Annotated in this window: 14 protein-coding genes; 7 read left to right on the top strand and 7 right to left on the bottom strand. The window is 38.7% G+C overall.

From position 1 onward, the window contains the following. Nucleotides 1-45: 45 nt before the first annotated feature. Complete coding sequence (locus BUB91_RS03005) at nt 46-1,326, bottom strand: Y-family DNA polymerase (protein WP_073096823.1); 1,281 nt, start codon at nt 1,324-1,326, stop codon at nt 46-48. Next, complete coding sequence (locus tag BUB91_RS03000) at nt 1,323-1,691, bottom strand: S24 family peptidase (protein WP_073096821.1); 369 nt, start codon at nt 1,689-1,691, stop codon at nt 1,323-1,325. Before BUB91_RS03000 ends, BUB91_RS03005 begins: the two co-directional genes overlap by 4 nt. 114 nt (nt 1,692-1,805) lie before the next feature. Here BUB91_RS03000 and BUB91_RS02995 point away from each other — a divergent pair, with 114 nt between their 5' ends. Continuing rightward, nucleotides 1,806-3,239 (top strand): L-serine ammonia-lyase, encoded by a 1,434-nt coding sequence (locus BUB91_RS02995; RefSeq protein ID WP_073096818.1) that lies wholly within the window; start codon nt 1,806-1,808, stop codon nt 3,237-3,239. 168 nt (nt 3,240-3,407) lie between these two features. Here the strand turns inward: BUB91_RS02995 and BUB91_RS02990 are convergent, their stop codons facing one another. Continuing rightward, nucleotides 3,408-3,857 carry a 3-methyl-2-oxobutanoate hydroxymethyltransferase gene (locus BUB91_RS02990; protein ID WP_073096815.1) on the bottom strand — a complete coding sequence of 150 codons (450 nt, stop codon included), beginning with the start codon at nt 3,855-3,857 and terminating at the stop codon, nt 3,408-3,410. 145 nt (nt 3,858-4,002) lie between these two features. On the opposite strand from BUB91_RS02990, the gene panB reads away from it, so the two are divergent. From panB to BUB91_RS02975, 3 genes are all read left to right on the top strand, one after another. Next, nucleotides 4,003-4,821 (top strand): 3-methyl-2-oxobutanoate hydroxymethyltransferase, encoded by an 819-nt coding sequence (gene panB, locus BUB91_RS02985; protein ID WP_073096813.1) that lies wholly within the window; start codon nt 4,003-4,005, stop codon nt 4,819-4,821. Between the two features lie 70 nt (nt 4,822-4,891). After that, the gene (locus BUB91_RS02980; RefSeq protein ID WP_073096809.1) at nt 4,892-5,350 is read left to right on the top strand and encodes a hypothetical protein; all 459 of its coding nucleotides are present in this window, start codon (nt 4,892-4,894) and stop codon (nt 5,348-5,350) included. A 13-nt stretch (nt 5,351-5,363) separates the two neighbouring features. After that, a complete protein-coding gene (locus tag BUB91_RS02975; protein ID WP_073097185.1) occupies nt 5,364-6,065 on the top strand; it encodes an RluA family pseudouridine synthase in 702 nt (233 codons plus the stop codon). Between the two features lie 172 nt (nt 6,066-6,237). On the opposite strand, the gene BUB91_RS02970 is transcribed toward BUB91_RS02975, so the two are convergent. The 4 genes from BUB91_RS02970 to BUB91_RS02955 form a co-directional block, all read right to left on the bottom strand. Next, nucleotides 6,238-6,486 (bottom strand): hypothetical protein, encoded by a 249-nt coding sequence (locus tag BUB91_RS02970; RefSeq protein ID WP_073096806.1) that lies wholly within the window; start codon nt 6,484-6,486, stop codon nt 6,238-6,240. Nucleotides 6,487-6,612: 126 nt separating this feature from the next. Beyond that, the gene (locus BUB91_RS02965; protein ID WP_317041324.1) at nt 6,613-7,485 is read right to left on the bottom strand and encodes a DMT family transporter; all 873 of its coding nucleotides are present in this window, start codon (nt 7,483-7,485) and stop codon (nt 6,613-6,615) included. A gap of 17 nt (nt 7,486-7,502) precedes the next feature. Further along, nucleotides 7,503-7,727, bottom strand: a complete 225-nt coding sequence (locus BUB91_RS02960; protein ID WP_128759289.1) for a hypothetical protein — start codon at nt 7,725-7,727, stop codon at nt 7,503-7,505. A gap of 87 nt (nt 7,728-7,814) precedes the next feature. Continuing rightward, nucleotides 7,815-9,377 carry a hypothetical protein gene (locus BUB91_RS02955; protein WP_073096797.1) on the bottom strand — a complete coding sequence of 521 codons (1,563 nt, stop codon included), beginning with the start codon at nt 9,375-9,377 and terminating at the stop codon, nt 7,815-7,817. Nucleotides 9,378-9,504: 127 nt separating this feature from the next. On the opposite strand from BUB91_RS02955, the gene BUB91_RS02950 reads away from it, so the two are divergent. The 3 genes from BUB91_RS02950 (at nt 9,505) to leuD (ending at nt 12,748) form a co-directional block, all read left to right on the top strand. Then, nucleotides 9,505-10,677, top strand: coding sequence for a 2-isopropylmalate synthase (locus BUB91_RS02950; protein ID WP_073096794.1), 1,173 nt, complete (start codon nt 9,505-9,507; stop codon nt 10,675-10,677). Between the two features lie 97 nt (nt 10,678-10,774). Next, nucleotides 10,775-12,160 (top strand): 3-isopropylmalate dehydratase large subunit, encoded by a 1,386-nt coding sequence (leuC, locus tag BUB91_RS02945; RefSeq protein WP_073096791.1) that lies wholly within the window; start codon nt 10,775-10,777, stop codon nt 12,158-12,160. Next, entirely contained in the window at nt 12,161-12,748 is a 588-nt protein-coding gene (gene leuD / locus BUB91_RS02940; protein WP_073096788.1) for a 3-isopropylmalate dehydratase small subunit, read from the top strand. Nucleotides 12,749-12,963: the final 215 nt, after the last annotated feature.

Below are 12,963 nucleotides of genomic sequence, written 5' to 3'. Positions count from 1 at the left end.
AATAAAACCAAAATACTGTAACATTTTAACAATCAGCCATTAAACTTACAGATACTCCGAATCAATCTTCAGTAGCTCTGTCCACTGCGTAGTATATCTGGGGCTTCGGTCATTTTTCACCAGTTCCCATTCGCTGATACGGTTTCCCACTAATGCCGAGCAAACGGTAGACTTACCATATTTCTGATTGAGTTTATCTACCGTGCGCATAAGTTGTCTGCGGTCTTTGGTTATTTCTTGCTCAAATATATTGGTCTGCACATATTCCTGCGGAATCAATCCACTTAAGTTTACCCCCACTTTTTTATAGCGGTAACCGGGTTTGTAAATGGTTTGTAAAGCTTTTTTAGCTTCGCGGGTTAAGATATAAGTATCATTCGTTGCCGTACTCAGCGTTACCGTAACACTTTTTGAATATTGGGCATCTCGATCGCTGTGGTAATTGGTTTGTAAAAACACCTGAATATATTGTGCACAAGAATTCTGATTGCGTAACACCTCGCTCACTTCGGCAATATAATAGGCACAAGCCTCTTCGATCATCCCCAAATCGGTAAGTTTTTTACCAAAGGACTTTGCAGTTCCTATCGCTTTTTTGGCTTTAGGAAGCATGGCCAACGTGAGACAAGACTCACCGCGTAACTCCCGCCAGATACGCTCTCCTACGACAGTCATATTCTTACGAACCCACGCTAATGAAACATCATAGGCAAATTCATAAGCACTAAAAATTCCTTGATTATTTAAACGCTTGCGGTGTTGTTTGCCAATACCCCAAACATCTTTGAGTTCGGCCTTTTGTAAAGCTTTAATGCATTTTTCAGCCGTATCCAGAACACAAACGTGATCGTAGCCGGTTATTTTTTTAGACATGCTGTTGGCTAATTTTGCTAAAACTTTAGTGGGCGCGATTCCCACGCCTACAGGCAAACCGGTATGTCGCAAAACGGTATTCTTAATCTGATGTCCGTGTGTATTCAGATCTATAAATTTCATATTAGCCAGATCAATAAACGATTCATCAATACTGTAAATCTCAACTTGTGGCGAAAAAAGCTTCAGCGTATTCATCACACGCTGGGACATCTCTCCGTACAGTGTATAATTTGAAGAAAAAAAAATAACCTGATTTTCGAGCAGTAATTTTTTGATCTTAAAAACGGGTTCAAACATGGGGATATCAGTAAGCGCTTTGGCTTCTTTATTAGCCGCAATCACACAACCATCATTATTACTTAAAACAACCACAGGTTTCCCCCACAAATCAGGTCTAAAGACTTGCTCGCACGAGGCATAAAAGCTATTGCAATCTACCAGTGCTATCATACGGAGTGAATGATATAAGTTACCACGCCCCAAACGGTCAATTCATCCTTTTTAGCAGATGCTGCGGTTAGGCGTTCGATTTTAAAGCTGCCTGCTTTAACCACCAGCGCTAATTTACCGGGTTTTGCAACTGCTGCCCGGTCTATAATAAGCACATCTTGATTCAAGATATTATAAGCTTTCCATCCGTTACCGCTGATGCGAATAAAAAAAGTGGCATCCCGATTTGAAGTTAAAATCGAATTTAAATCTATAGTACTTTCTAAGTAATGCGTCGCCGGACTCGGAAAACCGGTTTGTTTAGAAGTACCGGCTTGGTGCACTTCATCTGGCGTTTTAATTTTGTATAATTCTTCAAATTCCATTTTTCAAAAATATGGAATATATCCTTTAAAAAGGAAATATTCCAGTTAATTTACAAGACAATATTAGATTTTCAGCTCTATGAATTATTCTATATTTGACACCAAATTCTCAGTATGCGTAAAATAGAAAGTATCAGCGTTTTTGATATGCTTAAGATTGGTGTGGGACCGTCTAGTTCACACACTTTGGGACCGTGGAGAGCAGCCTTACGATGGATTGATAAGCTGAAAGCGAAAAACAAATTTGATAGCATTACTGATATTACAGTAGAACTCTACGGCTCCTTATCGCTTACCGGTAAAGGCCATGCAACTGATATTGCGGTACTTTTGGGTTTAGAAGGTTTAGATCCGCAACGCTTTCCTATAGAAGATATCCCTAAGGTTATTGAGCGTATAGAAACCACAAAGAAGATTCAATTGAATAGCGAAACCGAAATTGATTTTGATTCTAAAAGCGCTATTGTTTTCAATAAAAAATTCAAAGAATTTCATCCTAACGGAATCACTTTTCGAGCAAAACTGAATACCGGTAAACGCACTTCAGAAACCTATTATTCTATAGGCGGTGGTTTTGTGGTGCAGGAAGAACGCCTGCGCTCTAAAGCCAAGCAAGAAAAACTGAAAGAATTTCCATTTCCGGTACAATCCGGGAAAGAATTACTGGCTTTTTGCAATACCGAAAATCTTAAAATTTCGGAGGTTGTGATGGCAAATGAACAATCATTAGCGTCTGAAGAAGAAATAGATTTTAAGCTGAAACAAATCTGGGAAGTGATGCTTGACTCGATGTACACCGGCTGTCATACAGAAGGAACATTACCCGGCGGACTCAACGTACGTCGCAGAGCTTTTGACACGCACAAAACCCTTATTGGAGATCGTCAATACACCACGCCTGAAGAATGGATTACCGCCATTCGTAGCACCGAAGTAAAATTCAGACAAATACTTAAATGGGTATCCTGTTTTGCTCTTGCGGTTAACGAAGTCAATGCTTCTCTGGGACGCGTGGTAACCGCACCCACAAACGGAAGCGCAGGGGTTATACCGGCTGTGATGATGTATTATATGGTTATTGAAAATCACGATGCCAACTTTAATGATGTCAAACAATTTATGCTGGTAGCCGGCGAAATAGGCAGTCTCTTTAAAAAAGGAGCTACCATTTCTGCTGCTATGGGCGGTTGCCAGGCAGAGATAGGAGTCTCTAGTGCAATGGCTGCAGGAGCACTTACCGAACTGATGGGCGGCACTCCAGAGCAAGTTCTTATGGCGAGTGAAATCGCAATGGAACATCACCTGGGACTTACTTGCGATCCTATTGGAGGCCTGGTACAAATACCCTGTATAGAGCGTAATGCAATGGGAGCAATCAAAGCGATCAACGCTTGTGAAATGGCTTTGGATACCGATTCAAGGAATGCAAAAGTGCCTTTAGATAAAGTAATAGAGACGATGTGGCAAACTGCAAAAGACATGAATTCTAAGTACAAAGAAACCAGTGAAGGCGGTCTGGCCGTAAATGTGGCTTTGAGTGATTGCTAGTTCGTTATTTTCTAACAACTATACGGTTATTTTTTGGGGGTGAGTAAACCGCCCGGGCTAAGCCCACAAGCTATTAAAAGGAAACAGCTTTTGGCTTCGAGGCAAGCCTCAGAACATTTAAATCTCGATTATCGAATAAAGATTAATTACTTTAAAACTGCAAAATGATTATTCGCAGCTTTCTGATTTTCGGGTATCTACAATGTAAAATACCTTCCAGTGTTTATCTACCCAAATCAGTTGAAAACTATTCACCCCGCAATGGCTCATTTCACCATTAATATAAAACTCATAAGGTGTCCACACATTAGCCATCAATCCGTCTAAACGCACCTGATAATCCAGAATACGCTCTTCAAAATTCACTCCCTGAGGAATAGAGGCTATCGATTTTAAAAAGGCGTTAAAACCACTGGTAGAAATCTTTACCGTACCATCTGGCTTAGCTTGAACGGACTGCATTTTTATGGTATCGTATACCAATTCTTTTAGGGCTAGTGTATCTTGCTGATGAAAAGCATTAAAAAAAGCGACCACCGTTTCTTCAGGATACGTATCTTCTTGTGCATGCAAATAATTCATAGACATCAAAACGAGTAGCACTACAATTCTTTTCATAAAATACCATTTGCTAAACTGCTTCAAGACAACAGCATAAACAGTTGATTAAAATTCTGTTTTTCAATTCACGAGAAGCTCTAAGCCCATTTTATCTCGATTATCTAGTAATTTACTACTTTTACCCGCATTTAAAAATTGTGCTATGTCTGCAGCAAAAAAAGAATACAAAAGAATAACCGTTAAATCACTTACCGAGATGAAAAGTCACGGTGAAAAAATCGCAATGCTTACGGCTTATGATTATACAATGGCAAAGATTGTTGACCGCGCTGGTATAGATGTGATTTTGGTAGGCGACTCAGCTTCTAATGTGATGGCAGGTCATGAGACTACGCTACCCATCACACTTGATCAGATGATCTACCATGCATCTTCGGTTATAAGAGCCATTAAAAGATCTCTGGTTGTAGTTGATTTACCTTTTGGGAGTTATCAAAGTGATCCTAAAGAAGCGCTTCGCTCTGCTATACGCATTATGAAAGAAAGCGGCGGACATGCTTTGAAATTAGAAGGTGGTAAAGAAATTAAAGAATCTATCAAACGTATTCTAAATGCCGGAATTCCTGTAATGGGACATTTGGGACTTACTCCACAGTCTATATATAAATTTGGTACATATACCGTACGCGCTAAAGAAGAAGCAGAAGCTCAAAAACTGAAAGACGATGCTCTACTTCTTGAGAAAATAGGATGTTTTGCCGTTGTACTGGAAAAAGTACCCAGCAAGCTTGCTAAAGAAGTAGCCGAAAGTTTAACAATTCCGGTAATAGGCATTGGTGCCGGTAATGGTGTTGACGGACAGGTTTTGGTGATGCACGATATGCTGGGAATGAGCCAGGAGTTCAGTCCGCGCTTTTTAAGAAGATATCTGGATCTGCACACGCAAATGACCGGAGCTTTTGAGCAATACATTTCTGATGTAAAAGCGGTAGATTTCCCGAGTGATGACGAGCAGTACTAAAAAATATAAAGTGGGAAGTCTAAAATATAGCTACTTTTGGAATGCTTTCATCTAGAATATAATTTCCCTTATGAACTATAGAAAGATTTTTCAATTAATAAGCTATCTTCAATATCCATTAATGTTGATTGGTTTATTCTATGCTTTGGCTCCTTACTTGAAAGGATTTGACTATCTAAAAGAGAATCCAGATATAATTTTTGAGAATTATAATTACACACTCATATTTATGGGTTTAGGAATAAGCATTTCTACATTACAAGACACGACAAAAACCCAGAATAATTTCTCTAAAAAAATTTGGGAAAACCCCAAAAAAGGCAAAGTTGCAATTGGCGTTTTAAGTTTAATGACTTTCTCTACTATAGCTATTGGAATTTTTGGATATTTTAGTTCTGCTTATGAGAAATTACAACAATTATCTATTGGAATATTAATTTTTGGAATAGGTTTAATCGGATTTTTAAAAACTGCTTTAGAAGTATTTGAAAATCATCGATTAGATAAAAATGTATTTCCAAAATCTTGAACATTGAACCTTGATTACAAATCCACACAGCACAAAAGACAACCTTCAGGTTATTTATGAAGACAATCACATTATTGTCATCAATAAAAGACCGGGTGATATTGTTCAGGGTGATAAAACCGGAGACGAGCCGTTAAGCGAAGTTGTAAAGAGTTATATCGCAGAAAAATACGACAAACCGGGAGCTGTTTATCTGGGTGTGGTACACCGTCTGGACAGACCGACTAGTGGAATAGTTGTCTTCGCCCGTACCTCTAAAGCCTTACCTCGTCTCAATAAATTATTTGCTCAGAAAGAAGCTAAAAAAACATATTGGGCAGTCGTTAAAGATGCTCCACCAAAAAAAACAGATACGCTTATTCACTATCTAAAGCGAAACCCAAAACAAAATAAATCCTACAGCCATATCAACGAGGTTCCCGATAGTAAAAAAGGAATCTTAGATTATAAGATTATCAAGGAATTGAATAATTATTACCTGCTGGAAATAGATTTGCATACCGGAAGGCATCATCAGATCCGTTCTCAATTATCTGCGATTGGCTGTTCAATTAAGGGAGATTTAAAATACGGTGCAGACCGAAGCAATAAAGACGGAAGCATTCATTTACACTCCCGTAAATTGGTTATTACCCATCCCGTAAAAAAGGAAGAAATGACTTTTGTTGCAGAACCACCCACCGAGGATTCAATCTGGAACGCGTGTATCAGCTAGTAAATTACCTCGGGGTAAGCCTGTCTGCCGAAAAAGGCAGGCCCACGGAGGCATTTGTTAAAAACAAATTTTCTATTTCGAAGCAAGCTTCCGGGTATTAAACCCTTTGGCGGTGCCAATAAGAAAGCCCGCTAAATAGCAGGCTTTCTTATTTTTATAATTTGCTTAATATTTAAGCCATATTGTTATTAGGAGCCCAGTGTGAGCAAAGCATTTCTGGTGCTGCTTTTTGTGGGTTAGCACAGGTTGGCCCGTGAAAACGTGCACAATTTGCACAATTAGGATCATTTTTAAGTGCTGCTTTCATTTCAAAGCTGTCACAAGTATATCCTGCTGTTACGTGTACTCCGTGTAATTTACATTCGTTTGATGCTGTCAAATTATCACAATTTGAGCAACTATTTCCTAGTCTGATTGCCATTGTATTTGTCTTTAAGGATTAATAGAATATTAAATTACTCAGACTTGCTCTTAGAAGCAATACAAATAACTGATATTGAATTTTTTATATTTAGACTTCATAAAAACAAGAAGACCTCTGGCTTCTTTACCCCTTCCCTTTTGCACTGCGTAAGCTTTCTACAACGACTGCACTAATAATGAGTAAACCACCTGTAAGTGTCAGTATCTTAGGCACTTCTCCTAAAATTAAAATCCCTAATAAAATACCATAAACCGGTTGAACGCTACTGATGATACTCGCTGTTGTTATGGAAAAATACCGAAAGGTCAACAGGAATAACGTATGCCCTAATGCCGTAGTAAGAAGTGCTAAAGCTATAATCCAGATCAAATTCTCCTGAAGTGCCTGAGGTGTGGTTTGAAAACTAAATGGGATCAACAAAACACCGATAATTAATGCCTGATATAGCATCAGCAAGCTTCCGTGATAACGCGAGACTTGCTTTTTCATCAATATATTGCGTAATGCATACGCTAAGGCAGAACCCAGCCCAAAAGCAACCGCTTGTGTATATTCATTTTCAAAATCCAGATCAGGTATGAGTAATGCGATTCCGCCTAAAACCAATAGTCCTAAAAACAAATGAATTCTCTGAAACGGTAACCGTAAAAGCAAAGGCTCTAAAATACTCGTCAATGCCGGGTACGTAAAAATGGTAAGCATCCCTATCGCAACATTGCTCAGTTGTAAGGCTTTGAAATAAGCCACCCAATGGATACCCAATAAAATTCCACCTAAAAAAACCTGTTTGCGATCTCCTTTTTCAATCTTAAAAGAGATTTTTTTCCACTTCAAAAAAACAGCTAAGAATACAACAGCAAGTAAAGCGCGCCAACCTATTGTAACAACCGGAGGTAAACTGACCGCGCGTCCCAGCACGCCACTGGTGCTCACTAAAAGCATCGCCAGATTGAGCTGAAGAATGTTTTTTATAAAAGAATTAGGTTGGTTTGGCAAAAGGAGTATCTGTTTTCTTAGAAAAAACTAGTTATAATTGCGGTCATAGAACTCATTAAAAGTAAATAACTTCCTAAGGTTATATAATCTTTAGGATGCTTTTTCAAATAAAGTGCTCCCAAAACTAAAAACACCAATTGAGCAATTAAAAAAGGTATCGTGAGCAATTCTCCAAAAAATCTTATGATTCCTGATTCTATTTTGTAATAATTGACAAGCCATAGCAGAAAAAAGTAGGTCACAATTATCAAATTTATGATTCTTAAATTTTGGCCATTTGAGAGTACGTTCATAAATATTTGATTTTAATTGTAATACTGGATATGTCTTTATCGATTCAACAGCATTGCTTTTTCCTTAATTATTTCGGCTACAGGTCTGGCTTCTATTCTACTATCTAACCAGGAAAGAATGTCAAGGTATAAGAAAGCCCGGCGCTCATAAGGATCTTCTTCATAAACCTCCAGGCGCTTGCGCAATTTTTTAAACTCGGCTTTTAATTCATTTGGGAAAATATCTCCCAGATTTCTAAGGAATTTTATCATTTCCTTTTGAACTTCGTGTAGGTCATTCATCTTAATTAAGAACTTATAAGTACTCTTCAGCAAGGTTTCCAGATGGTAATCCATTCCAGCTTCATAATGCGCAACAAGATTAAGAATGCGGGAGAAACACATCAAATCTTCACGCATTTTAAGCGATTTATTATGAATGATTTTTCCTAAATACTCAATACACTTTTTGTTTTGTCCATTACCAAAATACAAACTCGCAATCTTATAGTAGAACACCATAATGTGGTGCTCATCCATCCGCTGACCGTTTTGCTTCAGATACTTTTCAATCTTTTCAATCAAGCCATCGCTGGTACTAAAATCACCCACCATAAACTTTAAGTTCAGTTTATGCGAATACACATATAAAAACTCTAAAATCTCGAGATTATCGCTTGTTGGAAAATCTGTTGATTGCAGGCGCATCTCAAGGCTTTTAAGGACCTCTTCAAATTTGGTATGATGTTTTAAGTAAAAAAGGGATTCTAATAAGTAATGATTTCCTTTTAAATAAAACACCGGATTGCGGGCAATCATCGCCGGACTTTCTTCAAAAAGTTCTACATAACGCGTAGCATATTTAAAACAGGATAAAAAATCCTGAATCAAAAAACTGTACCAGAGATACGCTTTATACAACCAGAGTTTTTCGCGAAAACCCAACGTACTCATTTTGTATTTAGGCATCGATTCGGTAAAAAATGCAGTGATCTCCCGTCTTTCTTCATCGCTGCGCACATAACCGGTTTTGAGCATCAACCCATAAAGTTGAATAGACAAATTAGAAAGCTTGCTGGTCATTAGGTTTTGCTCACTCAAAATCTTTGCTTCCTGCGCCAATTCCTCTGCGCGGGTGCTCATACTACGGGTGATGTATTGCGTTTCAATAACCTTCTCAAGTTCTACAATTTCATAGGCCACATTTTTCTCTTCATTTTCAATAGCCATATGTTTGGCTTTCTCCAATAATTTCAAGCTTTGTTGATACAAACCTTTTTGGTACAAAACCGTAGCAAAATCAAGTTGCTCTCGTATTTGAACCCGTATATTTTGATGCGCCGGACTCAGCCTTAGCGATATTAAAATCTGCTTATAAAGGTGCGCTTTCAGGTTAGAGAGCTGTTGTTTTTTTACGATGTTATTCTTAAAAATCTCGCTTTCGTTATACGAATTCATTTTATCCAGCAGATTAAAAAGCTGCAAATATTTAGAATCTGCATTTCCGTCTAAACGGCCTACATATAATTTAAACTGACGCTTTTCAGACTTAGATAACGACTTTATCAGAATGTAAAGAGAATCTTTTGAATCATTTGCTGTTGTAATGATTTTACGCATAAAAAACTGTATATCAATTATTTAAACAAAGACAAATTTACTTAAACATCGTAGGTTATTTGCCGTTAGGAACTTCAAAAGTACTACCAATATATATATTCACACTTAAATTGAGAAAAAAAGCACTATGACCGATAACAAAGTCCAAATTTTTGACACGACGCTTAGAGACGGGGAGCAAGTCCCGGGCTGCAAATTAGACACCAATCAAAAACTGATTATAGCAGAACGTCTCGATTTACTGGGCGTTGATGTTATTGAGGCCGGTTTCCCTATTTCTAGTCCCGGTGATTTTAATTCTGTTGATCAAATTGCGCGTCTGGTAAAGAACGCTACGGTTTGTGGTCTTACTCGCGCCGTTAAAAAAGATATAGAAGTTGCTGCTGAAGCGCTTAAACACGCTGTAAAGCCTCGTATACATACGGGTATTGGTACCAGCGACTCACACATAAAATATAAATTCAAGTCTAATCGGGAAGACATCATTAAGCGCGCTTACGAAGCTGTAGCTTATGCGAAAACTTTTGTTGAAGATGTTGAGTTTTATGCTGAAGATGCCGGTCGTACAGACAACGAATATTTAGCTCGTGTTTGTGAAGCTGCAATTAAAGCGGGTGCAACAGTTTTAAACATACCAGATACTACGGGATATTGCCTTCCGGAAGAATATGGTGCTAAAATGAAATACCTTAGAGAACATGTAAAAGGTATTGATAAAGCAATTCTTTCTTGTCACTGTCATAACGACTTGGGCTTAGCAACAGCGAATTCGATTGCCGGGGTAATAAACGGTGCGCGTCAAATAGAATGTACCATTAATGGTATTGGTGAACGTGCAGGAAACACCGCTTTAGAAGAAGTGGTGATGATTTTACGTCAGCATCCTACTTTAGGTTTAGATACCGATATCAACTCCCGTTTACTTTGGGATACCAGTAAAATGGTGAGTGATAAAATGGGAATGCCGGTACAGCCTAACAAAGCCGTTGTTGGCTCTAACGCTTTTGCGCACAGTTCTGGTATCCATCAGGATGGTGTGATCAAAAATCGCGAGACGTATGAGATTATGGATCCCGAAGTAGTTGGTGTTACCGAAAGTGCTATCGTGCTTACCGCTCGTAGCGGTCGTGCTGCTTTAGCGTATCGATCTAAGAAAGTGGGTTACGAATTAACCAAGGTTCAGTTAGATGACGTTTATAATGTGTTTCTTAAATTTGCTGACAAGCAGAAGGAAATCTTAGATGAAGATATTCATGACATTATGAAAGAAGTAAATATTCAGACTCAGGTTGAGGCTTAATTCAATACAAATCAAAATTTCACATAAGGATTCTTCATCATAAGAATCCTTATTTTTTCAAATACTATTAAAGTTCTACGGAACTAATCACATTAAAATGGCAGGAAAAACCTTATTTGATAAAGTCTGGGACGCACACGTGGTAGATACGGTGCCTAATGGACCACAAGTACTTTATATAGACAAACACCTTATTCACGAGGTGACCAGCCCACAGGCCTTTTCAGAATTAGAAGAGCGTGGCATTCCTGTAGCACGTCCAAATCAGATTATGGCGACTGCAGATCACAATACACCTACAGTAGATCAGCACTTACCGGTGCGTGATGTGCTTTCAAGAAATCAACTAAAGCAACTTACAGAAAACTGTGAGAAACACGGTATTACACTTTACGGTCTGGGACATAAATATAACGGTATTGTACACGTGATGGCTCCTGAGCTTGGTATTACTCAACCAGGGATGACGATGGTTTGTGGAGATAGCCACACCTCTACTCACGGTGCTTTTGGTACCATTGCTTTTGGTATAGGTACGAGTCAGGTAGCACAAGTTTTTGCGAGTCAGTGTTTGTTATTAACCAAACCAAAAAGTCTCCGCGTTAATGTTAACGGAAAACTAAAACCGAATGTATTGCCTAAAGATGTTATTCTTTATGTGATTTCAAAAATTGGTACCAATGCTGGTACAGGTTATTTCTGTGAGTATGCCGGAAACGTTTTTGAAGAAATGTCTATGGAAGGTCGTATGACCGTTTGTAATATGAGTATCGAAATGGGGGCGCGTGGCGGAATGATCGCTCCTGATCAGACTACTTTTGACTATGTACAAGGTCGCGAGTTTGCTCCTGAAAGTGCTGAGTGGGAAAACAAATTAGCCTACTGGAAAACACTTCCTACTGATGCTGATGCTGTTTTTGATAAAGAATACTCTTTTGATGCAGAAGACATCGAACCTATGGTTACTTACGGTACAAACCCGGGAATGGGTATTAAAGTGACCGGTAACATTCCTGATAAAGAGGATGTGAATCTGGAGAAGGCTTTGGCCTATATGAACTTTAAAAAAGGAGAAAGCTTGATCGACAAGCCTATCAATTATGTGTTTATAGGGAGTTGTACCAATTCGCGTATAGAAGATTTCCGCATTGCGGCAGATTACGTAAAAGGAAAACAAAAAGCGGTGAATGTAAATGCGTGGTTGGTTCCGGGATCGCAGCAGGTTGCCAAGCAGCTTGTTGAAGAAGGATTAGATAAGGTTTTTACCGAAGCTGGATTTGCACTGAGACAACCGGGTTGCTCGGCATGCTTAGCGATGAACGATGATAAAATACCGGAAGGTGAATATTGTGTTTCTACCTCTAACCGAAACTTTGAAGGAAGACAAGGTCAGGGTGCGCGTACGATTTTGGCGAGTCCGCTTATGGCTGCAGCCACTGCCGTTGCCGGAAAAATTACAGACATTACAAAACAATTAAACTAGATGGAAAAGTTTATAAAACTTACCGATACTGCTGTTCCGTTACCTATTGAAAATATAGATACCGATCAGATCATACCTGCCCGTTTCTTAAAATCTACTGATAAAAAAGGTTTTGGAGATAATGTATTCCGCGATTGGAGATACGACCACGAGGGTAACGAAAACAAAGATTTTGTACTCAATGACGATACCTACAACGGCTCAATTCTGGTTGCCGGAGATAACTTTGGCTGTGGTTCTAGTAGAGAACACGCTGCGTGGGCAATTGGAGGCTACGGATTTAAAGTGGTGATCAGCAGCTTTTTTGCTGACATTTTTAAGGGTAATGCGCTAAATAACGGTATCTTACCTATACAAGTGACTCCTGAGTATTTAAAGGAATTGCTTCAGACTATAAAAGACAAACCCGATACTAAACTTACAATCGATCTGGAAAATCAGATATTGACTTCACCTGCCGGTGATTTAGAATTTGAGATCGATCCATATAAAAAAGTATGTATGATTAATGGCTACGATGACATTGACTTTTTAATCAGTAAAAAAGAACAAATCGAAGCTTTTGAGCGTGAAAAAGCTACGGTGTAAAACAGGACAAAAACAAAGCGCGACAAGCGCCACATCATAAAACAACATTAAAACCTCACCTGTTTTCAGAACTTGTGAGGTTTTGGAGTAAATTACCTCGGGGCAAGCCTGTCTGCCAACAAAGGCAGGCCCACGAGGCATTCCTTAAAAACAAATTTTCAATTTCAAGGCAAGCCTTGGGGTATTAAACCCTTTGGCAGTGCCAATAAAAAAAC

This window comes from Leeuwenhoekiella marinoflava DSM 3653 (genome assembly GCF_900129005.1).
In the GTDB taxonomy this organism is placed as follows: domain Bacteria; phylum Bacteroidota; class Bacteroidia; order Flavobacteriales; family Flavobacteriaceae; genus Leeuwenhoekiella; species Leeuwenhoekiella marinoflava.
The sequence above is the reverse complement of the archived record's forward strand: the minus strand, read 5'-3'. Positions and strand labels throughout refer to the sequence as shown.